General features: G+C 67.7%; 19 protein-coding genes. 12 read left to right on the plus strand and 7 right to left on the minus strand.

Going from position 1 to position 23,063, the window contains the following annotated elements; genetic code table 11:
* Positions 1–39: 39 nt before the first annotated feature.
* Both P6144_RS06030 and P6144_RS06035 read right to left on the minus strand, forming a co-directional pair.
* Entirely contained in the window at positions 40–1,626 is a 1,587-nt protein-coding gene (locus tag P6144_RS06030; protein ID WP_277766837.1) for a ShlB/FhaC/HecB family hemolysin secretion/activation protein, read from the minus strand.
* Positions 1,627–1,701: 75 nt separating this feature from the next.
* Positions 1,702–2,508 carry a hypothetical protein gene (locus tag P6144_RS06035; RefSeq protein WP_277766838.1) on the minus strand — a complete coding sequence of 269 codons (807 nt, stop codon included), beginning with the start codon at positions 2,506–2,508 and terminating at the stop codon, positions 1,702–1,704.
* Between the two features lie 371 nt (positions 2,509–2,879).
* Here P6144_RS06035 and groES point away from each other — a divergent pair, with 371 nt between their 5' ends.
* The 4 genes from groES to pepF all read left to right on the plus strand — a co-directional run bounded on the left by groES (position 2,880) and on the right by pepF (position 7,192).
* Positions 2,880–3,167: a co-chaperone GroES gene (gene groES, locus P6144_RS06040; RefSeq protein WP_183999602.1), complete on the plus strand. Its 288-nt coding sequence runs from the start codon at positions 2,880–2,882 to the stop codon at positions 3,165–3,167.
* A gap of 73 nt (positions 3,168–3,240) precedes the next feature.
* Positions 3,241–4,884 (plus strand): chaperonin GroEL, encoded by a 1,644-nt coding sequence (gene groL / locus P6144_RS06045; protein WP_277766839.1) that lies wholly within the window; start codon positions 3,241–3,243, stop codon positions 4,882–4,884.
* Positions 4,885–5,025: 141 nt separating this feature from the next.
* Complete coding sequence (locus P6144_RS06050) at positions 5,026–5,205, plus strand: hypothetical protein (protein WP_277766840.1); 180 nt, start codon at positions 5,026–5,028, stop codon at positions 5,203–5,205.
* A gap of 127 nt (positions 5,206–5,332) precedes the next feature.
* Positions 5,333–7,192 carry an oligoendopeptidase F gene (gene pepF, locus P6144_RS06055; RefSeq protein ID WP_277766841.1) on the plus strand — a complete coding sequence of 620 codons (1,860 nt, stop codon included), beginning with the start codon at positions 5,333–5,335 and terminating at the stop codon, positions 7,190–7,192.
* Positions 7,193–7,283: 91 nt separating this feature from the next.
* On the opposite strand, the gene P6144_RS06060 is transcribed toward pepF, so the two are convergent.
* Together P6144_RS06060 and P6144_RS06065 are read right to left on the minus strand one after the other, a co-directional pair.
* Positions 7,284–7,562 carry an HNH endonuclease gene (locus P6144_RS06060; RefSeq protein WP_277766842.1) on the minus strand — a complete coding sequence of 93 codons (279 nt, stop codon included), beginning with the start codon at positions 7,560–7,562 and terminating at the stop codon, positions 7,284–7,286.
* The gene (locus tag P6144_RS06065; protein WP_277766843.1) at positions 7,559–8,146 is read right to left on the minus strand and encodes an aspartyl/asparaginyl beta-hydroxylase domain-containing protein; all 588 of its coding nucleotides are present in this window, start codon (positions 8,144–8,146) and stop codon (positions 7,559–7,561) included. The genes P6144_RS06060 and P6144_RS06065 overlap by 4 nt, the downstream gene beginning before the upstream one ends.
* Before the next feature lie 48 nt (positions 8,147–8,194).
* Between P6144_RS06065 and P6144_RS06070 the strand changes: the two genes are divergently transcribed.
* On the plus strand, positions 8,195–9,307 hold the full coding sequence (locus P6144_RS06070) for a sulfotransferase (protein ID WP_277766844.1): 1,113 nt from the start codon (positions 8,195–8,197) through the stop codon (positions 9,305–9,307).
* Here P6144_RS06070 and P6144_RS06075 read toward each other — a convergent pair.
* Positions 9,282–10,340: a mannose-1-phosphate guanylyltransferase/mannose-6-phosphate isomerase gene (locus P6144_RS06075; protein ID WP_277766845.1), complete on the minus strand. Its 1,059-nt coding sequence runs from the start codon at positions 10,338–10,340 to the stop codon at positions 9,282–9,284. The two genes, P6144_RS06070 and P6144_RS06075, sit on opposite strands and share 26 nt — an antisense overlap.
* A 159-nt stretch (positions 10,341–10,499) precedes the next feature.
* Here P6144_RS06075 and P6144_RS06080 point away from each other — a divergent pair, with 159 nt between their 5' ends.
* Genes P6144_RS06080 through P6144_RS06095 form a run of 4 tightly spaced genes read left to right on the plus strand, consistent with a single transcriptional unit; the run spans position 10,500 to position 17,377 of the window.
* A complete protein-coding gene (locus P6144_RS06080; RefSeq protein ID WP_277766846.1) occupies positions 10,500–11,888 on the plus strand; it encodes a TIGR03013 family XrtA/PEP-CTERM system glycosyltransferase in 1,389 nt (462 codons plus the stop codon).
* Entirely contained in the window at positions 11,888–13,942 is a 2,055-nt protein-coding gene (gene prsK, locus P6144_RS06085) for an XrtA/PEP-CTERM system histidine kinase PrsK (protein WP_277766847.1), read from the plus strand. The genes P6144_RS06080 and prsK overlap by 1 nt, the downstream gene beginning before the upstream one ends.
* A gap of 17 nt (positions 13,943–13,959) precedes the next feature.
* On the plus strand, positions 13,960–15,312 hold the full coding sequence (prsR, locus tag P6144_RS06090) for a PEP-CTERM-box response regulator transcription factor (RefSeq protein WP_277767411.1): 1,353 nt from the start codon (positions 13,960–13,962) through the stop codon (positions 15,310–15,312).
* Positions 15,296–17,377 carry a tetratricopeptide repeat protein gene (locus P6144_RS06095; RefSeq protein WP_277766848.1) on the plus strand — a complete coding sequence of 694 codons (2,082 nt, stop codon included), beginning with the start codon at positions 15,296–15,298 and terminating at the stop codon, positions 17,375–17,377. Before prsR ends, P6144_RS06095 begins: the two co-directional genes overlap by 17 nt.
* Here P6144_RS06095 and P6144_RS06100 read toward each other — a convergent pair.
* Positions 17,374–18,243: a hypothetical protein gene (locus P6144_RS06100; RefSeq protein ID WP_277766849.1), complete on the minus strand. Its 870-nt coding sequence runs from the start codon at positions 18,241–18,243 to the stop codon at positions 17,374–17,376. The genes P6144_RS06095 and P6144_RS06100 overlap by 4 nt on opposite strands.
* Before the next feature lie 199 nt (positions 18,244–18,442).
* Here P6144_RS06100 and P6144_RS06105 point away from each other — a divergent pair, with 199 nt between their 5' ends.
* From P6144_RS06105 to P6144_RS06115, 3 genes are all read left to right on the plus strand, one after another.
* On the plus strand, positions 18,443–19,024 hold the full coding sequence (locus tag P6144_RS06105) for a hypothetical protein (protein WP_277766850.1): 582 nt from the start codon (positions 18,443–18,445) through the stop codon (positions 19,022–19,024).
* A complete protein-coding gene (locus P6144_RS06110) occupies positions 19,021–19,833 on the plus strand; it encodes an ATP-binding protein (protein WP_277766851.1) in 813 nt (270 codons plus the stop codon). Before P6144_RS06105 ends, P6144_RS06110 begins: the two co-directional genes overlap by 4 nt.
* Positions 19,834–19,908: 75 nt before the next feature.
* A complete protein-coding gene (locus tag P6144_RS06115) occupies positions 19,909–20,922 on the plus strand; it encodes a histidine kinase dimerization/phosphoacceptor domain -containing protein (RefSeq protein WP_277766852.1) in 1,014 nt (337 codons plus the stop codon).
* Positions 20,923–21,227: 305 nt separating this feature from the next.
* Here P6144_RS06115 and P6144_RS06120 read toward each other — a convergent pair whose 3' ends face one another.
* Positions 21,228–23,006, minus strand: coding sequence for an ATP-binding cassette domain-containing protein (locus P6144_RS06120; protein WP_277766853.1), 1,779 nt, complete (start codon positions 23,004–23,006; stop codon positions 21,228–21,230).
* Between the last annotated feature and the right edge of the window lie 57 nt (positions 23,007–23,063).

Genomic DNA, 23,063 nt, shown 5'->3' on the forward strand with positions numbered 1-23,063 from the left:
CGTAAATGCCTGTATTAGCCCAGCAAGACAGGTTCCGTCTCAGAGCGAGAGCCGCCAGGCGAGCGCAAAGCGCCAGTCGTCGTCATAGCCGGGATAGGGTGTATCGATCACCCGCGACGCCTCCAGCCCAAGTTCGGCCTTGTCCACCCAGCGCAGCCGCGTGCCGAAGCCGGCCGAGGCGAGCGCATAGTCGCCGCGCACGGTCATGCCGCCGCGCCCTTCGATCCCGATCCAGGCGCGGTCGACAAAGGTGTAGATCTCGCTGGTGCCGAACTTCTTGCCCTTGATCGGCCGCACCGCGAATTCGCCGAGCGCCCCCGCGCCGCGGTCGCCGCTCAGGAAGCCGACGTCGAAGGCGCGGCCATAGGTGTCGCCGCCCACCGCGAAGCGCTCGGCCGCGGGCAGCCGGTCGCGGCTCCATTGTCCGCCGCCCTGCAGCCGCGCGACGAAGCGCTTGCCGATCGCCTGCGCCAGATAGGCCGAGCCGTTGAGCTTCAGGAAGCGCGGATCGGCATAGAGCGGATCGGTACGCGCGCCCAATATGTCGAGCCCCTGCGAGGCCGACAGGCCGAAGGCGACGCTCCGCTTGTCGCGCGTGTCGGCAAAGCTCGCGCCGCCGCGCAGCGCCCGGGTCCGCTCTGTGGCGATCAGCGCGCCGAAAGCGGCATTGTCGCTGTTGAGCCCGTCCACCCCCAGCGACAGGTCGGCGCTGCGATGGAAGCTGCGGATCAGCGGATAGCTGAGCGAGGTGCCGGCCAGCTTGGCCTTGCCGAGCACCGGATAGCCGCGGGGCCGGGTCTCCAGATAGCCGCCGCTCGTCGTCAGCGTCAGCCCGCTCGCGGTGATCGGCACGGCATAGGCGCCGCTCAGATAGCGATAGCGCTTGAGGTCGCTCGCCGCCGATGCGCTCAGGGTCAGCTGGTCGCCGTCGATTCCCAGCCCGTAGAATTCGGCCTTGGCGTCGAACTGGCCGTCGCCGAGCTGCGCGACGCCGCGATTGCTGAAGCCTGCGCTGAAGCGGGTGCGCTTCTGCTTCGGCGTCACGGTCAGCGCCAGCGCGCCGGTCGCGTTGGGATCGGCGAAATCGGTGGTGAAGCTCAGGCCCGGTATTGCCCGCATCAGCGTCACCTGCCGCTCGAAGGTTCCCCGGCTGAGCGGCGTCTCGTCGAGCATCGGCGCCATCCGCGCGCGCAGCAGCCGGTTGCCGCGCCTGTCCGATTTCGCGTCCGATTTCACCGCAGCCGTCGCGATCCGCCCTTCGGTCAGCAGCACGGTCACGGTGCCGCCCGAGGTATCCTGTTCGGGGATCGCCACCGTGTAGAGCGCCACATCGGTGCGCTGATAGGCGCGCGACAGCGTGCCGGCGAGCTCGAGCAGCGTGTCCTTGTTGCCCGGCCGGCCGATGAAGCGCCGCGCCGCCTCGGCCACCGCCGCCGGCGCCTGGGCACCCTTGAAGGCGATGCCCTGGATCGGCACTTCGCTGCCCACCGCCGTCACCCTGGCGCTGCCGCGCTTGGGCGTGCTGCGCGCCGGCGCCTCGCGCGGCGCCGGGGTGCGGTCGATGCGGTTGCGGTCGACGATGACGCCCGCGTCCTGCCAGGCGAGCGCGGCAAACGCGATCAGCATGACTTTCTCCACCGATGTTGCGGAAAAGGGAGCCGCGCGCAGGGGCTGTGCGCGCGGCTTTCAGTGCGGTTCGGCTCAGCGCGGCCGGGGCGTGACCAGCCCGTTGACCACGCCGCCCACGGTATTGACCGTGCCGCTCACCAGGTTGGTGCTGGCATTGGCGCCGGCGCTGGTGCCCTGCGGATTGACCACGCCGTTCACTGCGGCATTGACGTTGCCCAGCGTCGTGTTGACCGCGCCGGTGACATTGGCATTGGCGTTGGTCGCGCCGGTCACGCCGTTCAGCAGCCCGCCGGTGCCGCCGGCCGTGCTGCCGAGCGTGCCGGGCACCGCGACGTTGAGCAGGTTGCCGCCCTGCCCGTTGGGCACGGTGACGCTCACCAGGTTGTTGGCGGTCGCCGCGCTCACCGTGGCGAGCTGGCCGGTCGAGGGATTGCGCGCCAGCACGTTCAGGCCGAGCAGCGGCGAGCCATTGGGCGCACCGATCACCTTGCCCTTGCCGAGATCGATCGAGACGAGCTGGCCGAGCGCGCCGCCCTTGCCGTCGAGGATCAGCGTGCTGCCATTGCCGAGCTGGACCAGGGTCTGCCCGGTCGCGCCCAGCACCTTGTTGACCGTGCCGCTCACCACGCCGTTCGCGGGGATGCCGAGCCCGGCGGTCAGGCCGGTCTGCGCATTGGCGACGCCGAGCACGGCATTGCCCGATGCCGCGAGCAGGTTGCCGCTCGTCGCGCCGCTGCCGCCGGCACCGCTGCCCGATCCACCCGTGCCGCCGCTGCCCGTACCGGTGCCGCCGCCATTGCCGGTGCTGCCGCCAGTGCCGCCACCGGCAGTATCGCCCGATCCGCCACTGTCGGTGTCGGCGGCTGCGGTAGTCCCCACCGAAGCTACTCGATAACTTCCGGAACTCTCACATGCGGCCAGAGACAAGCCTGCGATGGAGACAAGGATAATGCCGGTGGCCCGGCGATGATTAGTGATCATGCCACCTCTCCTGTACAGCAATATACTTAGGTATTGTCTGGTAATGCCTAAATCTGTTCAGGAAGATATTGTTTCCGGTCGCCGCGAATAATCGCGGTATATTACAAATTAACCAGCAACCTTCTGCGTTTGCGCCGGAAATTGCGATATTTGGGATGGAATCCCGCGGGGTAGTTGACGCGGGCCGACGGCGTTCGCATATCGCCCCCGCTGGCACTCGACTCAAGCGAGTGCCAAGGCGAGATCAATCTTGAAGTGAGGAACCCGCAATGAACTTCCGTCCGTTGCACGATCGCGTGCTCGTTCGCCGCGTCGAAGCCGAGGCGAAGACCGCCGGCGGCATCATCATCCCGGATACCGCCCAGGAAAAGCCGCAGGAAGGCGAAGTCGTCGCCGCCGGCTCGGGCGCCAAGAACGAGAAGGGCGAAGTCACCCCGCTCGACGTCAAGGCCGGCGACCGCATCCTGTTCGGCAAGTGGTCGGGCACCGAGGTCAAGGTCAACGGCGAAGACCTGCTGATCATGAAGGAATCCGATATCCTCGGGATCATCGGTTAACTCAGACAATTCACGCGCGCCAAACCGGTTTTGGCGTGTACTTTGTGTACTTTGAAACGGAAAGGTCAGCCACATGGCAGCCAAGGACGTAAAGTTTTCGCGCGACGCCCGTGAGCGCATTCTGCGCGGCGTCGACACCCTCGCCGACGCGGTGAAGGTCACGCTGGGCCCGAAGGGCCGCAACGTCGTGATCGAGAAGAGCTTCGGCGCCCCGCGCATCACCAAGGACGGCGTCAGCGTCGCCAAGGAAATCGAGCTCAAGGACAAGTTCGAGAACATGGGCGCGCAGATGCTGCGCGAAGTCGCCTCGAAGACCAACGACCTCGCCGGTGACGGCACCACCACCGCGACCGTGCTCGCCCAGGCGATCGTCCGCGAGGGCATGAAGTCGGTGGCCGCCGGCATGAACCCGATGGACCTCAAGCGCGGCATCGATCTCGCCGTCACCAAGGTCGTCGAGGACGTTAAGTCGCGCTCGAAGCCGGTTGCCGGTTCGAACGAAGTCGCCCAGGTCGGCATCATCTCGGCGAACGGCGACAAGGAAGTCGGCGAGAAGATCGCCGAAGCGATGGAGAAGGTCGGCAAGGAAGGCGTGATCACCGTCGAAGAGGCGAAGGGTCTCGAATTCGAGCTCGACGTCGTCGAGGGCATGCAGTTCGACCGCGGCTATCTCTCGCCCTATTTCATCACCAACCCCGAGAAGATGTCGGTCGAGCTCGCCGATCCGTACATCCTGATCCACGAGAAGAAGCTGTCGTCGCTCCAGGCGATGCTGCCGATCCTCGAGGCGGTGGTGCAGTCGGGCCGTCCGCTGCTGATCATCGCCGAGGACATCGAGGGTGAGGCGCTCGCCACGCTCGTCGTCAACAAGCTGCGCGGCGGCCTCAAGGTCGCGGCCGTCAAGGCGCCGGGCTTCGGCGATCGCCGCAAGGCGATGCTCGAGGACATCGCGATCCTCACCAAGGGCGAAGTGATCTCGGAAGATCTCGGCATCAAGCTCGAGAGCGTCACGCTCGGCATGCTCGGCACCGCCAAGCGCGTCACGATCGACAAGGACAACACCACCATCGTCGATGGCGCCGGTGAAGCCGATGCGATCAAGGGCCGCACCGATGCGATCCGCCAGCAGATCGAAGTCACCACCAGCGACTATGACCGTGAGAAGCTCCAGGAGCGTCTTGCCAAGCTCGCCGGCGGCGTGGCCGTGATCAAGGTCGGCGGCGCCACCGAGGTCGAGGTGAAGGAGCGCAAGGACCGCGTCGATGATGCGCTGCACGCGACCCGCGCGGCCGTGGAAGAAGGCATCGTCCCCGGCGGCGGCACTGCGCTGCTCTATGCCACCAAGGTTCTCGAGGGCGTCACCGGCGCCAACGAAGACCAGACCCGCGGCATCGACATCGTCCGCCGTTCGCTCTCGGCCCTGGTTCGCCAGATCGCCCAGAACGCCGGCCATGACGGCGCCGTGGTCGCCGGCAAGCTGCTCGACGGCGGCGACGCCACGATCGGCTTCAACGCCGCGACCGACACCTATGAGAACCTGGTCACCGCCGGCGTGATCGACCCGACCAAGGTCGTCCGCACCGCGCTCCAGAACGCGGCTTCGGTCGCCGGCCTGCTCATCACCACCGAAGCGGCGGTGAGCGAGCTGCCGGAAGACAAGCCTGCCATGCCCGCCATGGGCGGCGGCATGGGTGGCATGGGCGGTATGGACTTCTAAGTCCCTGCACAACCACGCAGAAGAAGGGCCGGGAGCGATCCCGGCCCTATCTTTTTGCGGCAAAATGAACCCGGTTCCCGTTGACCTGTTGGAAATCATCCGGAAATAGCATGCTACGGAACGAAACAAGGGGTGGGTTGCGTGTTCGGTTGGATCGGCGGACGGCTGCGCTGCATCGGCGGCAAGCATGAGCGTTCGGAGAAGCACGCCCAGCGCTCCGGCGAGGGCGAGAAATATATCAGCAAGTGCCGCTATTGCGGCGTCCACATGACGCGTCGCGCCAAGCGCGACTGGATCGTCACGCCGAAGGGCGCACGCTGATCCCCTGAAGCGGTCGCGATCGCCTCCATAAGGCGACAATCGCGCTTCCATCCATCTCCAAACCGCGACAAACTGGCGCATCCACCACAGCGCCGGGCCTACAGGCGCGTTCTCGGGGAATGGACTGATGACCGAACTTTCTCGCCGCGAAGCGTTGACCGCGGCGGCCTTCGCCTCGCTCGCCGCAGCACTGCCCGCCTGGGCCCAGGAGACCAAGATGGCCGGCCCGATGTGGGACCTCACCGAACTCTATCCGAACGACGCCGCCTGGGAGGCCGCGCGCAAGCAGGCGCTCGCCGATGTCCCGGGTGTCGCCAGGTACAAGGGCCGGCTGGGCGAGAGCGCCGGGGTGCTCGCCGAGGCGCTGGCGCTCCAGTCCGACCTCGGCCGCACCATTGCCCGCATCTATACCTATGCCAGCCTGAAGGGCGACGAGGACGTTCGCATTGCGGCGAACCAGGAGAAGCTGGCCCAGGCCCGCGACCTCTATACTGCGTTCGGCGAAGCGACATCCTGGGCCTCCCCCGAGCTGCTGACGCTCGGCAAGGCCAAGATCGACGCCTTCCTCGCCGCCAGCGAGACGCTGCGCACCCGCTTCGATTTCGCGCTCGCCGACACGCTGCGCCAGGCCGAGCATACGCTGAGCCCGGAGAGCGAGGCGATCCTCGCCAGCGCCGGCTCGCCGCTCGGCGCGCCCGGCGAGATTTCGGGCCAGCTGCGCTCGTCGGACATCCCCTGGCCGACGATCACGCTGTCGACCGGCAAGGCCGTCCGCCTCGATTCGCAAGGCTATTCGCTCAACCGCGACGCACCCGATCGCGAGGATCGCAAGGCGGTGTTCAAGGCTTTCTGGACCGCGCACGGCAAGTTCCAGAGCAGCTTCGGCGCAACCTATGGCGCCAAGGTGCGCGGCGACATCTTCTACGCCAAGGCGCGGAAGTACCCGACCTCGCTGGCCCGCGCGCTTTCGGGCAACAACATTCCCGAAACGGTGTACCGCACCCTGGTGGCCGAGGCGAACAAGGGGCTGCCCCAGCTCCACCGCTATTTCGAGCTGCGCCGCAAGATGCTCAAGCTGCCCGACATCGGCTATTACGACATCTATCCGCCGCTCGTCTCGATGGACCGCAGCTACACGCTCGACCAGATGCGCGCGACGACGCTCGAGGCAGTGAAGCCGCTCGGCCCCGACTATCAGGCACGCATCGCCAAGGCGACCGCCGCCAAATGGATGGATCCCTGGCCCCGCGAGGGCAAGCGGCCTGGCGCGTACATGAATCCCGGCGCGTTCGACGTGCATCCCTATCTGCTGCTCAACCTCAGCGACAAATATGACGGGATGAGCACCTATGCGCATGAATGGGGCCATGCGCTCCACTCGCTGCTCGCCAATTCGACCCAGGTCTATGACAAGGCCGATTATCCGATCTTCCTCGCCGAGATCGCCTCGACCTGCAACGAGCAGCTGCTGGTCGCGCACATGCTCAAGAACGCCAAGACCAAGGAAGAGAAGCTCTTCTATCTGGGCCAGCAGATGGAAAACTATCGCGGCACCTTCTACCGCCAGACCATGTTCGCCGAGTTCGAGCTCAAGGCGCACGACATGGCGGAAGCGGGCGAAGGCCTGTCGGGCGCCAAGTTCACCAAGGTCTATGGCGAGCTGCTGCGCACCTATCACGGGCCGAACATGATCCTCGAGCCCGAATATTCGAACGAGTGGGCCTATATCCCCCACTTCTACAACAGCTTCTACGTCTATCAGTATGCCACCTGCATCTCGGCGGCGACCTACTTCGCCCAGTCGATCCTGAAGGGTGGCGCGAAGGAGCGTGACAACTACCTGTCGGTGCTGAAGGCGGGCGGTTCGGACTATCCGACCGAGATCCTGAAGCGTGCCGGTCTCGATATGGCGAGTCCGGCTCCGTACCAGGCGCTCGTCGTCGACTTCAAGAACGTGCTCGACCAGGCCGAAGCGCTGCTCGGCTAACGCCCGATCGCAGTGCCGGCCCGCTCCCCCGCCCGGCCTCCCAACGGCAATATATTATGGGAGGCCGGGTGGGGGAGCGGGCCGGCACCGCCTAGGAACGCTTTCGCGTCGGCGCATGGAAATCGGGCGGTTTGTCCGCGATCCAGGCGACGAAGCGGCGGATGTCGTCGCGTTCCCGAAGCGCTTCCAGCGTCGGGTAGAGCCGCGCCAGCTCGGCATTGGTCGCGCTGGCGTGGATCGCCCGATGACAGATCGGATGGAGCGGCACGGTCTCGCGGCCGCCCCGGCTCTTGGGCAGCACATGATGCCACTCGATCCGCCGGCCGAGCGCACGGCCACATAGCGCGCAAGCCGCGGGCGCTCCGCTCATCCGCCGAGCTGGCGCAGCAGCCAGTCGTCCACCACCACGTCCATCACCAGATGGATGCGCGGCGTCGTCCCGCCATTCACCACGCTGTGCGGATCGGCGAGCCGCAGATACCAGGCCTCGCCCGGCGCCATCGCCACCCGCGTGCCGTTCAGCCGGAAATCGACATCGGCATTGGTGACGACCGCTACATGGATGCGGGCGAAACCCTCGGCCACGTCGAGATCGAGGTCGCGATGCTCCTTGATCACCGATCCCGCCGCGAGCCGCATCAGTCGCGCCGAGCGCACCGGGCAGCGAAAGGCCCGGAGCACTGCCGACAGCGCCGGCATCCGTGCCCGCCAGGGCGTGTCGACGAACGCGGTTTCGTCGGGCGGCGAATAGATCATCTGGATCGGATGCCGCGCGCTTGCCGCGGCACGCAGCGGTAGCGCGCTCCAGTCGCCCTCGAAATTCTGCTGGACGAAATGGGTGGTGAAGTCGCCGCGTTCGAGCGCAGCGACATCGGCGACGAGCGGCGCGGGATCGAAGGCGAAAGGCAGCCTGATCCGATCGGGCAACACCGATTGTACCTGCGCGGTCGCCATATTAGCCTTGGCCCTTCCTTGCAGCGAGCGAGCCTATCCGACCCGCCCATGAATGCAACTTCGCCCCTTGCCGCCTTCCGCGCCGCGCTGCTTGCCGACCCCGCCGCACAGCAACAGCTCGCCGAGCCGGTCGAGCCGGATCGGTTCGAGGCGCAGGCCTGCGCATGGGCTGCGGCGCAAGGGATTGCGCTCACCCCGGCAATGCTGCGCGAAGCCGAGCAAGGCGCGCCGCTGCGGATCGAGCGCTGCCCGCCGGCCGGATGGCTGCCTGCCGCGCTCGGCCCCGACCTGGCGATCGAATGGCTTCACTTCGCCGGCGTCGTGCCCAATCATCCCTTTTTCGAGATCGCCCAGCGCGAGGCGCGGGCGCGCCCGCTCAACCGATTGCTTCGGTTGCGTACCACGCTCGACACGCTGATCGACGCGCCGCGCGCCGCCGGTTTCGCTCCCGCCGGCTTTATCTTCCACATGTCGCGCTGCGGCTCGACACTGGTCGCGCAGATGCTCGGCGCTGCGCCGGGCCATGTCGCGCTGTCCGAACCCGCACCGCTCGACGCACTGATCCGCGCGCCGCTCGGCGATGAAGAGCGCCATGCCGAGGCGCTGCGCGCGCTGCTCCATGCCTGGGGCCGCAGCGCCGACCGGTTGTTCGTCAAGTTCGATGCCTGGCACACGCGCGCGCTGCCGCTGCTGCGCCGCGCCTTTCCCCACGTGCCCTGGATCTTCCTCCACCGCGATCCGGTGGAGGTGCTGGTGTCGCACCGGCGCGGACGCGGCACGCATACCGTGCCCGGGCTTATCCCGCTCGACTGGTTCGGCCTGGCTCCGGCGGATGCCGGCCTGCCGGAGACGGCATTCACTGCGAGGGTGCTCGAGCAGATCTGCACGCCTGCCATGGCGCACGCTGCAGAGGGCGGCCTGCTGGTCGACTATGCCGAGCTGCCCCGGGCATTCTTCACCCGCATCCTGCCGCATTTCGGGCTGGAGCCGGATGCACGGGCGCGGGTCGCGATGGAGCGGGCCGCCGCGCGCAACGCCAAGGAACCGCACGCCGCCTTCCTGCCGGACGACGATGCCAAGCAGCGCGAAGCCGGGCCGGAGCAGCATGCCGCCGCGGCCCGGGTCCGCGTCGTGCTCAGCCCTTCTGCATCGCCTCGATGATCTTCTTCACCTCCTGGCTGCGGCCGCGCGGCAGCACCAGGATGTCGTCGCCCGAGGCCACCACGATCAGGTCTTCGACGCCGACCAGCGCCACGCGCTTGCCCGGTTCGGCGCGCACCAGACAGTTGCTCGATTCGATCACCACCGCATCGCCGCGCACGACGTTGCCACCGGCATCGGCATGGCTGATCGCGTGCAGCGCATCCCAGCTGCCGACGTCGCTCCAGCCCATGGTGACCGGCACCACCGCCACGCGCGGCGCCTTCTCCATCACCGCATAGTCGATCGAGTCCGAAGGGCAGGCGGCGAAGCTGTCCGCATCGGGCCAGATTCGCGCGCCGTCGCGGCGGCCCTTTTCCATCGCCAGCTGCGCGGCGACCAGCATCTCCGGCGCATAGCTCGCCAGCGCCCCCAGATAGGCATCCGCGCGGAACAGGAAGATGCCGCCGTTCCAGGTATGGCCGCCCTCGCGCAGCATCGCCTCGGCCTTGTCGCGTGGCGGCTTCTCGACGAAGCGCTCGACCCGGTGGACGCCCTCGCCGATCGCCTCGCCCACCTTGATCCAGCCATAGCCGGTCTCGGGCGCGTTGGGCGTGATGCCGAAGGTCACCAGCCAGCCGTCACGCACCAGCGGCAAGGCCGCATGGATCGCGGCATGAAAGGCATCGACATCGGTGATGACGTGGTCGGACGGCATCACCAGCAGCGGCTCGGCGCCGCCACCCGCTGCGATCGCAGCCAGCGCGATCGCAGGCGCGGTGTTGCGCCCCATCGGCTCGAGCACCAGCGCCCGCGCCGGGCTGTCCGCCGCGGCCAGCTGCTCCTCGACGATATCGACGTGAAAGGCATTGGCGACCACGATCGGCGCCGCGAAACGCTCACCAGCGGCACGGCGTGCGGTGAGCTGGAGCATCGTCTCTTCCGCCGTCAGCGGCAGCAGCTGCTTGGGCCGCTCCGCGCGCGACATCGGCCAAAGGCGCGTACCCGAACCGCCCGAAAGGATGACAGGGACGATCGGCTGCGAATCCGGCATAGACTACGGACCTCCTGAGATTGGCTTTGATGGGTTTGCCCGCCCGATCAAACACATGGCTTTGATCACAGTTTCGTGACTGCCTCCAGATTTTTCGCTTTTCCGGAAAGCGTCCCGCGTGTCGGATTTGTTTACACTTACCCCCTAAAGCGAACGGTGATGATCCGCCTGTTCAAGCATTATGTGCCCAACGCGGTGCTGCTGCTCGGCTTTCTCGACATCCTGCTGCTGGGGGTGTCGGGCGAGTTGGGCTGGATGCTGCGCGCCCACCAGCTTGGCATCGGCCTGCCGCCGGTGCAGACGCGCTGGCCCCAGCTGGTCAGCTATGCCCTGTTCCTCGAAGTCGCGATGGTCTCGGTCGGCGTCTATGGCGCCGACGCGCTCCAGTCGCTCCGCTATGCCACCGCCCGGTTGATCGTCGCGATCTCGCTCGGCGTGATCGGGCTCAGCGTGCTCTATTTCCTGATCCCCGAGATCGGCTTCTGGCGCTCCAACCTGCTCTACGCGATGGGCTGCTCGATCGCCGCGCTGATCGCGCTACGCATCGTGCTGGGCAAGGCGCTGGGCAGCCAGGCGTTCAAGCGCCGCATCGTCGTGCTCGGCGCCGGGCCGCGCGCCAAGCGGCTCAAGGACCTGTCCAAGACGCCGGGCGCGGGCTTCGTCGTCGTCGGCTATGTCGCGATGAGCGAGGCCAACCGCGTGATCCCCGAGGCGATCGCGCGCGACGCGATCTACAACCTCGCCGATCATGTCGTCGTGCTCAATGCCAGCGAAGTGGTGCTGGCGCTGGAAGAGCGCCGCAACGCGCTGCCGCTCAAGGACCTGCTGCGCATCAAGACCACGGGCGTGCACGTCAACGAGATCTCGACCTTCCTCGAGCGCGAGACCGGCCGTGTCGACCTGGACAGCGTCAACCCGAGCTGGCTGATCTTCTCCGACGGCTTCTCCTCGGGCAGGATGCTGTCGAGCATGTTCAAGCGGCTGTTCGACATCGGCGCCAGCGCCGTGCTGCTCACGCTGATGCTGCCGATCATCCTGCTAACCGCGATCGCCGTGAAGCTGGAGAGCAAGGGCCCGGCCTTTTACCGCCAGCGCCGCGTCGGCCTCTACGGCACCGGCTTCGACGTCATCAAGCTGCGCTCGATGCGCCAGGATGCCGAAGCGGGCGGCAAGGCGGTCTGGGCAGAGAAGGACGATCCGCGCATCACCCGCATCGGTCGCATCATCCGCAAGACGCGGATCGACGAGCTGCCGCAATGCTGGAGCGTGCTCAAGGGCGAGATGAGCTTTGTCGGCCCCCGCCCCGAGCGCCCGCAATTCGTCGAGGACCTCGAGACCAAGCTGCCTTATTATGCCGAGCGCCACATGGTGAAGCCGGGCATCACCGGCTGGGCGCAGATCAACTATCCCTATGGCGCCTCGATCGAGGATTCGCGCCAGAAGCTCGAATACGACCTCTATTACGCGAAGAACTATTCGCCCTTCCTCGACGTGCTGATCCTCCTCCAGACCATCCGCGTCGTGCTCTTCCCCGAAGGCGCGCGCTGATGGCGACGCTGCTGCTCTGGCTGCACGCGCTCGCCGCGCTGCTGTTCGGGGCGCTTGCGCTCTGGGCCTGGCGCAGCGGCGTGGGCGCGCTGCCGCGCCGCCCGCTCGCCTTCGCGCTGGCGGCGACCGCGCTCTGGGCGCTCGCCATTGCCGGCATCGGATCGACCGACATCGCCACCTGGTTCGCCGAGGCGCTGCGCAATCTCGCCTGGCTCGGCTTCATGCTGATGCTCCACCGCCGCGACGCGCAGATGCGCCCGCCGCTCGCGCTGGGCACCGTCTATGGCGTGGTCGCGCTGGTGCAGATTGCCGCGCTCGCGCTCACGCTGATTTCCTATACCGATCCAGGCGGTGCCGCGACCGACATTGCCAATGCGGCGCTGCTGCTGCGGATGCTGGTCGCCGTGGCTGCGCTGGTGCTGGTCCAGGCGCTGTGGTCCGCGCTTAGCCCCGCCGCGGGCGGGCCGCTGCGCACCCTGGTGGCGGCGCTTGCCGGCATGTGGTGCGCCGAGTTTGCGCTCTACAGCGTCGCCTATCTCGCAGCCGAATGGCGGATCGAGCCGCTGGCCCTGCGCGGCCTCGCCTATCTGGCGGTGGCGATGGCGATCGGCGCGGCGCTCCAGCGCAAGGGGGAGTGGAAGATCGAGGTGTCGCGCACCGTCACCTACCAGTCGCTCTCGCTGGTCGCGATCGGTGCCTATTTCGCGCTGCTGGCGCTCGCCACCTCGGCGATCGCGGCGGTGGGCGGCGCCAATGCCCGCATCCTGCAGACTGCCTTCGTGCTCGGCTCCACTGCCGCGATCCTCACGCTGGTGGCGAACAGCTGGCTGCGCGCCTGGCTGAAGGTCAAGCTCGCCAAGCACCTGTTCCGCCACCGCTATGACTATCGCACCGAATGGATGCGCTTCACCGAAACGCTCGGTAGCCCGCAGGGTGGCGCCGGACTCGAAGAGCGCATCGTCAAGGCCGTGGCCGACCTGACCGACAGCCCCGCCGGCGTGCTGCTCGTTCCCGATACGAACGGGCTCGGCGTGGGCGCGAGCTGGAACTGGGACCGCACGACGCTGCCGATTGCGAGCGACGAGGGGCTGGCCCGCCACCTCCACGAGACCGGCCGCATCGTCGAGCTCGACGCGGTGCGCCGCCAGGAAGACCATCTCGACACGCCCGCCGTGCCGATCTGGATGCTCGACCTGGCCGAGGCCTGGGTGCTGGTGCCGCTGCCGCATCATGCCGATCTGGCCGGTGCGATCCTGCTCGCCCGCCCGCCGCTCGACCGCGCGCTCGACTGGGAGGATTTCGACCTGCTCAAGGTCGCCGGTCGCCAGGCCGCCTCATACCTCGCCGAAGCCCGCGCGCAGGACGCGCTGGCCGAGGCGCAGCGCTTCGACGAGTTCAACCGCCGCTTCGCCTTCATCCTCCACGACATCAAGAACCTTGTGAGCCAGCTTACCCTCACCGCACGCAACGCCGAGCGCCATGCCGACAATCCCGAATTCCGCGCCGACATGGTGGCGACGCTGCACAACAGCGCCGAACGGATGAACGCACTGCTCGCGCGTCTCTCTCAAAATCATCGCGGCCGCAGCGAAGCGCCGCACGCGATCGAGATCGTCGCGCTGGTCGAGCGCGTCGCCGGGCAACGCAAGGGCCAGCATCCGGTGCTCACCTCGGGCGTGCGCAACGCCATCGCCCATGCCGATCCGGCGAGCCTCGAGCAGCTGCTCGGCCATCTCGTCCAGAATGCGATCGAAGCGAGCCCGGCGACCGAGCCGGTCACGCTGTCGGTCTCGGCGGACGGCGAGCGCGTGGCGATCGATGTGATCGACCAGGGCTGCGGCATGTCGCCGGCCTTCATCCGCGACAAGCTGTTCAAGCCCTTCGTCTCGTCCAAGGATGGCGGCTTCGGCATCGGCGCCTTCGAGGCGCGCCAGCTCGCCCACGCCATGGACGGCCGCATCGAAGTCACTTCGCGCGAAGGCAAGGGCACGCGCTTTCGCGTGATCCTCAAGGCCGCGCATCCCGCCGATCTCGGAATGGGGAGGGCCGCATGAGCAGTGTCGCCGCACCCTTGACCAAGCTGCTGCCGAAACTTCTCATCGTCGAGGACGATGCCGGGCTTCAGCGCCAGTTGCGCTGGGCCTATGACGGCTACGAGATCTTCACCGCTTCCACCCGCGAGGAAGCGATCGCGCTGCTACGCGCCGAGGAGCCGCCGGTGGTCACGCTCGATCTCGGCCTGCCGCCCGATCCCGACGGCACCACCGAAGGCTTCGCCACACTCGAGACGATCCTGTCGCTGCGCCCCGATACCAAGGTGATCGTCGCCTCCGGCCACGGCGCGCATGAATCGATGCTGCGCGCGATCTCGCTCGGCGCCTGGGATTTCTACCAGAAGCCGATCGACATCGATGCGCTCGGCCTGATCGTCACCCGTGCCTTCCACGTCCATGCGCTCGAAGCCGAGAATCGCCGCTTGGCGGAACGGGTCGAAGCCGGCGCGGTGCTGGGCGGCATGCTCACCGGCGCGCCCGAGATGCTCAAGGTCACCCGCACCATCGAACGCGTGGCCGGCGCCGACGTGTCAGTGATGCTGCTCGGCGCCAGCGGCACCGGCAAGGAGCTGCTCGCGCGCGGCCTGCACGACAAGAGCGGGCGCAAGGGCCGCTTCGTCGCGATCAACTGCGCGGCGATTCCCGAGACTTTGCTCGAGAGCGAGCTGTTCGGCCATGAGAAGGGCGCGTTCACCGGCGCGGTGAAGACCACCGAAGGCAAGATCGAACTCGCGCATGGCGGCACGCTGTTCCTCGACGAGATCGGCGACGTGCCGCTGCCACTCCAGGTCAAGCTGCTGCGCTTCCTTCAGGAGCGCGTGATCGAGCGCGTCGGCGGGCGCCAGGCAATCGCGGTCGATACGCGCATCGTCTGCGCGACGCACCAGGACATCGATACGATGGTCGCCGACAATCGCTTTCGCGAAGACCTTTATTACCGCCTCGCGGAAATCGTCGTGCGCATTCCGAGCCTCGCCGAGCGTCCGGGTGACGCAGGCCTGCTCGCCCGCCATTTCCTCCAGAAATACGCCGCGCAGATGCACACCACGGCGCGCAGCTTCGCGCCCGACGCGCTCGCCGCGATCGACGGCTGGGGCTGGCCGGGCAATGTCCGCGAGCTCGAGAACCGCGTAAAGCGCGCGGCAATCATGGCGGACGGCAAGCACGTCACTGCCAGCGACCTCGACCTTGAATCCCAGGCCGAAATCGAACCGATCAACCTGAAGGCCGCGCGCGAGCTCGCCGATCGCAAGGCGATCCGCCATGCGCTCGCCCGCGCCGAAGGCAATATCTCGGGTACCGCCCGGCTGCTCGGCATCAGCCGCCCCACCCTTTACGACCTGATGAAGGCCTATGACCTCCAGCCATAGGCGCAAGCGCGCCAAATCCTCAGGCTTCGGGCTTCGCGGCGTGCTGGTGATCGGCGGCGCGGTCGCCGTGCTGTTCGTCGTGCTGATCGGCTGGTTCACGCTCCGGACCGGCAAGATGAGCAGCGCCGATGCGGCCGAAGCCACGGCCCAGGCCGAGTCGATGCTCAAGGCCGACAACGCCACCGGCGCGCGCGATCTCGCGGCGGAGGCGGTGCGCGGTGATCCCGACAACGAGAACGCCCATATCGTCCTCGCCCGCGCCCTGCTGGCGCTGCACGAGGGCGTGGCGGCGGAAGGCGAGATCCAGCGCGCGGTCGATGCCGGCTATGACCCCAAGGCAGTGCCGCAGTGGCGCGCCGAGGCCTGGGTGCTCCAGGGCAAGACCGACAAGGCACCCGCGGAGGCCGACAAGGCGCCGGCCGCCCAGCATGTCTATGGCCTGCGCATCCGCGCCCGCGCGCTGACTGCCGACGGCAATTTCGCCGGCGCCCGGGCCGCGCTCGACGAAGCGCTGCGCCTGGCGCCCGACGATGCCGGCGTCTGGACCGACACCGGCCGCTTCCGCTTCACCGCCGGCGACCTGCTCGGCGCGGCCGAGGCATCGGACCGCGCCGTGAAGCTCGCGCCTGGCAGCGTCGACGCATTGATCCTGCGCGGCGAGATCGTGCGTAGCCAATATGGCTTGGTCGCCGCGCTGCCCTGGTTCGAGCAGGCGCTGAAGCGCGACCCTGCCCGCCATGATGCGCTGATCGAATATGCCGCCACGCTGGGCGATGCCGGCCGCACCGTCGATGCGCTCGCCGCCACCCGGCGCGCGCTCGACGCCCGGCCGGACAGCCCGCAAGCACTCTATCTCCAGGCCGTGATCGCCGCGCGCGCCGGCAATTTCGACCTGGCGCGTACCATCCTCGAAAAGACCGGCGGTGCGATCAACGATCTGCCCGGCGTGATCCTGCTCGGCGGCACGCTCGACCTCGAAAAGGGCGATTACGAGCAAGCAATCGAGAAGCTGACCGATCTGGTCGGCATGCAGCCGATGAACATCACGGCGCGCAAGCTGCTCGCGGTCGCGCTGCTGCGCACCGACCGCGCGCGCAACGCCATCGACATGCTGCGCCCCGTGGTCGCGCGCGCCGATGCCGACAGCTATGCGCTCACGCTTGTCGCCCGCGGCTTTGAGCGGATCGGCGACCGTGCCAGCGCGGCGCGCTTCCTCGACCGCGCCGCCTATCCGGCGACCGGGGCTTCGACTGCGTTCAGCGCCGACGACACCACCGCCACCCTCGCCGCCGACGCCGCGCAGAAGCCCGGCGACCCGGATGCGATCGTGCCGCTGATCCGCGCGCTGATCACCAGCGGCGACAAGGGCGCCGCGCTCGCCCGTGCGCAGGACATCGCCGCCAAGAACCCTGGTGCGCCGGGGGCACAGCTGGTGCTCGGCGACCTGCTGATGCTGCTCGGCCGCCCGGGCGAGGCCGTCGCACCCTATCAGCGCGCCGCCGACCTGCGTTTCGACGAACCGACCATGCTCCGCCTGATCGAGGCGCTCGAGCGCGCCAGCCGCGGCGAGGATGCCGCCAATGCGCTGGCGCTGTTCCTGTCGCAGAATCCGGCGAACATCGCCGCGCTGCGCCTGTCGGCGCACTGGCAGCTGCTGGCAGGCGATTTCGATGCCGCGATCGATTCGCTCGAGGATATCCGCGCCCGCATCGGCGACGGCGACGCCGCGCTCAACGCCGAGCTTGCCGCAGCCTATACCAGCGCGGGCGAGACCGGCACCGCGGTCGATTTCGCCGAGGCCGCCTATGGCCTCTCCCCCGCCAATCCCGCAGTAGCCGACGCCTATGGCTGGGCGCTGTTCAAGGGTGGCGACAAGGAAGGCGCCTTGGAGCTGCTGCAAAAGGCGGTGATCCTGGCGCCGAAGCACCCCGGCCTGCGCTGGCATCTCGCCCAAGTCTATGCCGCGCTCGGCCGCAAGGCAGAGGCGAAGGTGCATGCCCAGGCGGCGTTGGCCGACCCCGGCTTCACCGAACGGGCCGAGGCACAGGCGGTAGCGGGCGGCTAGCGCCCGCCGGTGTTCCAGCGATCCACCATCTTCTCCGCGCGCTCGAGATAGCCTTCCATCGTCTCGTGCCGCTCGTCCGCAATGCTGTTCTGCTGCTCGGCCGAGACGAGCATCGCGGTCCATTTGCTGATCCGCGCCGCGCTGAACTTGCCAGACAGGGCCTGCCAAGCCTGGGCGTTCACGCAGTAGCGGGATGGCCAAGTCCCGCAGACATAGGGCGCGTAGAAGGCGGCGATCCGGCCAAGCTCGAGCCGGGTACGCAGCGAATCGGCTTCGTCGTAGATCTTGTCGCGATAGGTGTTGACGCAATCGCGGAAGTCATAGGCACGCTTCAGCGTGGCATTGGTCAGTGACGGATTGTTGCGTGCCAGCCGCGCTTCCGAGATCGAGAAGCTGCCGCATTGCTGCGCCAGGCTCGGCATCGCCCTTGGCTGATCGTCGAGCCACGCGACATTGGTGACACCCGAGACCTCGCTCCAATAGCGGACCGGCTGCTCCTCGAATTCAAACCGGCTCTGCTTCAGCACCTCGCGGATCGGCGCCTCGGCGTCGGCGATGCGCTGCCGGACATCGGCCAACGTGAAGTCCCGCTGAGCCCGTTGGGCCGGGCCGTTCGGCACGACTTCGTTCACGCCGGCTTCGAGCGATCTCAGGCAGTGGCGGTAGGTGGTGGCCGCGCTTGTAGTGAGCTGCGACACCTTCGCATCGGCTTCCGGCCCGCGGCCCAGCCGCGCGAACCCGGCATAGAGCTTGGCCGAAGGCTGGGGCAGGTCCTTCATACAGCTGCGCACTTCGGCGACATAGGTGGACGGAAGCGTTGGCGGCTTGTCTTGTGCGTCCGCCACGCCTCCGGCGAGGATCGACAACAGGAAACCAGTGACCATCCCGAACCCTGATCGCAAGACGCTCTCCCCCCTTGTGGCGTGCCCAAATCGTATCGGTAGCGCCACGAAACCACAATGGACGTTGCACCCTCGGCGCTTGCATGCGCGACCGGCCGCTCGCAATCTCGCTGCAACGAAGCGCTCCTAGCGCGTCCGCAAACAAGAAAGACGAAAGGGAGCCATGCGACATCTGCTGCTGCCACTCGCCGTGATCGCCTGCACGCCGCTGGCCGCCACGGCGAAGGCACCCGTCGAAACCACCTATCGCGGCCATATCATCGATTGGCAGGGTGCATTGCCCTCCGCCGATATCGTCAAGTCGATCGAGCAGCAGATCGACCTGGTCGAAGACGTGCAGGTGTCGCCCGAGGTCATGGCCTTTTTCCGCGCCCAGCCGATCCTGATCAACGAAGACCCCGAGGAAATCTCGCGCGCCGGGCGGCGGACCTTCCTGGCGCGGCGCGTCCATCCCGCCGACAATCCGGTGCTGCTCCACGAGCTGATCCACCGCTGGATGTACGACCGGATCGCCGGCGGCGCGCGCAACCCCGAGCTGGTGCGTCTCTATGACGCGGCCAAGGCGAGCGGCGACTTCCCCGCCAATGCCTATATGCTCAAGAACCCCACCGAATTCCTGGCGATGACCGCCAGCGTGGTGATCCATGGCCGCGCCGCGCGGCCGCCCTTCACCCGCGACAATGTCCGCAGGAAGCTGCCCGACGTCTATGCCTATGTCGTGCGCGAATTCGGCTTCCACGAATGAACGACCAGCTTCTCTCCCGTATCGCCGATGCGCTCGATCGGCTCGCCCCGCCTCCGCCGCCGCCGGCCGATCTCGAGGCGCATCCCGCCTATGTGTGGCGTGGCCACGGGCTGGCGCCGGCACGCGTGTTCGATCCACTGCCGATCGAGATCCTGCGCGGCGTGGATGCGCAGCGCGAGGCGCTGGTTGCCAACCTTGCCCGGCTCGCCCAGGGCCATGCCGCGCAGGACGTGCTGCTCTGGGGTGCGCGCGGCACCGGCAAGTCGGCGCTGGTGAAGAGCGCCGTCGCCGCGGTGCAGGCGCAGGGCGGGCGGCTGGCGCTGGTCGAGGCCGTCACCACCCAGCTCGACACGCTGCCCGAGCTGTTCGCCCTGCTCGGCACCACCGACCGGCCCTTCGCCGTGTTCCTCGACGATCTCGGCTTCGACGGCGTCGGCGATGCCCGGGCGCTGCGCTCGCTGCTCCAGGGCGGCGCCGAGGCGCGGCCCAACAACACCCGGCTGCTCGTCACTTCGAACCGCCGCCACCTCGTCACCCGCGACATCGCCGAGCAGGCGAGCGCGATCAATCCGCGCGATTCGGCCGATGACGGGCTGGCGCTGGCCGATCGCTTCGGGCTGAGCCTGGGCTTCCACGTCGTCGACCAGGATACCTATGTCGAGATCGTCCGCGCCTATGCCGAGGCGCACGGGCTCAGCTTCGATCCGATCGACGCGATCGGCTGGGCGACTCGGCGCGGCAGCCGATCGGGGCGGGTCGCGTGGCAATATGTGGTTGATTTGGCAGGCAGATCGGGGCGAAATCTGTAAATCGTCCTGATCGAAGTTAAAAGACCGGACCCAATGCTTGACTCACGCCCCGCGCTGAAGGCTCACTCCCGCTCGATGGGGCGAATTGGCGAACTCGACCTGCCGAACAGGCTGGCACCCGCGGTACCGGAATGGGTGAGCTCGCTGATCATCGGGCTCGCCGCGGCCGCCTCTGCCGGCGTCCTCCGCTTCGTGCTCGACCAGATCACGCCCGGCGTCGCCGCCTTTGCGCTGATCTTCCCGGCGGTCACCGTCGCCACGCTGTTCGCCCGCTGGCTCGCCGGCGCCACCACGGCCAGCGTGTCGGTCATCTATATCTGGCTGTTCGTCTATCCGCGCAGCGGCGCCTATCCGCCTACCTCGCAGCAAGCGCTGATCAGCGTGCTGTCGGTGTGCATCGCGCTGGGCATCACCATCGCCGTGGCCGAGCTGTTCCGCCGCGCGGTGCGCCGCGCCTCGGACGAGCGCGACCGCGAGATCCTGGAGCGCGACCTGTTCCTCGAGGAGTTCGACCACCGGGTGAAGAACAACTTCACGCTGGTTGCCGCGCTGCTCGACATGCAGCGCCGCCGCGCCAAGGACGCGGAAACGCAGGAAGCCCTGTCCTCGGCGCTGACCCGCGTGGAGAGCATCGCCCGCGCGCATCGCCACCTCTATCGCGGCGAGGCGGTATCGCCCGGCGATGTCGACATGGCGGTCTATCTCGAGGAGCTGAGCGCGGCGCTGGCCGAAGCGCTGTTCCTGCGCGGCGCGATCACGCTCGATTGCAGCAGCGTCCATGCCGAGCTGCCGCGCGACCGTGCCGTCTCGATCGGGCTGATCGTCAACGAGCTCGTCACCAATGCCGCCAAGCACGCCTTTGCCGGGCGCGAGGCCGGGCGGATCGAAGTGCGCTTCGAGGCTGCGGCCCCGGGCTGGAAACTCACCGTGCGCGACGACGGCGTCGGGCTTCCCGAAGTAGCGAAGCCGCGCAAGGATGGCGGGCTCGGCCAGCGGCTGATCGAAGGCTTTGTCCGCCAGGCGCGCGGCACCGCAATGACCGACAGCGGGCCCGACGGCACCAGGGTCACGGTGGCGCTGGAGGCCTGAGGCTTCCCAACAGCCGCTGCGCAGGCGACTCGCCAAAGGACACGAAGTACACGCCCAAAGCAGGTTTTCGGCGGGGCTATTTTCCCTGTTTTCCCAAGAACGCGCCCGATCTCGCAATATCCTTGCGCGCGCGGGATCCTATCTTTCCTACAGGTCAAAGAGCGCGCGGCCGGGGGAACGCCCAGGGAGGCAAGCAGGCGAAATCCTACATTGCAAGCCTATCGTCATCCCGGCGGAAGCCGGGATCTCAGGCGATGGCGGGAAGGAGCCGCAAGAGATCCCGGCTTTCGCCGGGATGACGGGATTCAGCCCAGCGCCTCGACCATCTCCGCCAGCTCGAGCCAGCGCATCTCCGCCGCGTCCTTCTCGTCGCGCAGCCTGGCGATGCCGTCGCTCAGCGAGGCGAACTTGCCGGGATTCTTCGCATACAGGTCCGGATCGGACATCGCCGCCTCGTCCCGGGCGATCTGCGCCTCGATCTCCTCGATCCGCTTGGGCAGCAGGTCGTAGTCGCGCTGGTCCTTGTAGCTGAGCTTGGTCGCCTTCTTCGGCGCCTCGGGCGCAGCGACAGCCTTGGGCGCCGCCTTCTTCGCCTCGGCCCTGGGCCGGCGCTTGGCTTCCCAATCGGCATAGCCGCCGACGACGACGTCGACGGTGCCCGAGCCATCGAGCCCGAGCGTCACCGTCACGGTGCGATCGAGGAAGTCGCGGTCGTGGCTGACGATGAGCACGGTGCCTTCGTAATCGGCGATCACTTCCTGGAGCAGGTCGAGCGTTTCGAGATCGAGATCGTTGGTCGGCTCGTCGAGCACCAGCAGGTTCGAATGCCGGGCGAATTCGCGGGCGAGCAGCAGGCGCGAGCGCTCGCCGCCCGAGAGCGTGGCGATCTTGGCCTCGGCGATCGAGGGATCGAACAGGAACTCCTTGAGATAGCCATGGACGTGCTTGCGCACGCCGAGCACATCGATCCAGTCGCCGCCATCGGCGAGCACGTCGCGTACCGTCTTGGCCGGGTCCATCAGGCTGCGCTGCTGGTCGATGATCACGCCGTTGAGCGTGTTGGAGAGCTTCACGCTGCCTTCGTCGGGCTGGATCTCGCCGGTGAGCAGCTTGAGCAGCGTCGACTTGCCCGCGCCGTTCGCGCCGACGATGCCGATCCGGTCGCCCTTGGTGACGCGGAAGGTCAGGTCCTTGATGATCGTGCGATCCCCGAACTTCTTGGTGACGTGCTTGGCGTCGATCACCACCTTGGTGTTGCTGTCGTCGGCGGCGGTGACCAGCTTGGCCGCGCCCTGCGGCCCCATCATCGCGGCGCGGGTGGCACGCATCTCCTTGAGCTTCTCGAGCCGGCCCTGGTTGCGCCGGCGCCGGCCGGTGACGCCGCGCTGGAGCCAATGCTCCTCGATCTTGAGCTTGGCGTCGAGCCGCTGGGCGTTGCGCTCTTCCTCGGCATAGACCTGATCGGTCCAGGCCTCGAACCCGCCAAAGCCGATCTCGGCGCGGCGGATCGAACCGCGATCGAGCCACAGCGTCGAGCGGGTCAGGCGGGTGAGGAAGGTGCGATCGTGGCTGATCACGATGAACGCGCCGGTGAAGCGGCTGAGCCAGTCTTCGAGCCACTCGATCGCGGCAAGGTCGAGATGGTTGGTCGGCTCGTCGAGCAGCAGCACATCGGGGTTCTGCGCAAGAGCCCTGGCAATTGCGGCGCGGCGGCGCTCGCCGCCGGACGCAGTCTTCGCCTCGCGCGAAAGGTCGATGCCGAGCTGGTCGGCGATTGCCTCGGCCTCGTGCTGCGGCGGCGCATCGCTGCCCGAGAGGACATAGTCGAGCAGCGTCGCGCAGCCGGTCATCCGCGGTTCCTGCTCGAGCAGCACCACGCGCGTGCCCGGCACGATGATCCGGCGGCCCTCGTCGCTGTCGATCGTGCCGGCGATCAATTTGAGCAGCGTCGTCTTGCCGGCACCGTTGCGGCCGATCAGCGCCAGCCGGTCGCGCTCGCCGATATAGAGGTCGAGCCCGCGGAACAGCCAGCCATGGCCCTGGACGAGACCGAGATTTTCGAAAGCGAGAACGGGTGCAGCCATGCGGGCCAACTAGGGGCGACGCGCGCGCCCGGCAAGTTACAGCCGGCTGAAGGGTGC

Origin of the sequence: Sphingomonas sp. HITSZ_GF, assembly GCF_029543155.1 — a bacterium.
GTDB lineage: Bacteria > Pseudomonadota > Alphaproteobacteria > Sphingomonadales > Sphingomonadaceae > Sphingomonas.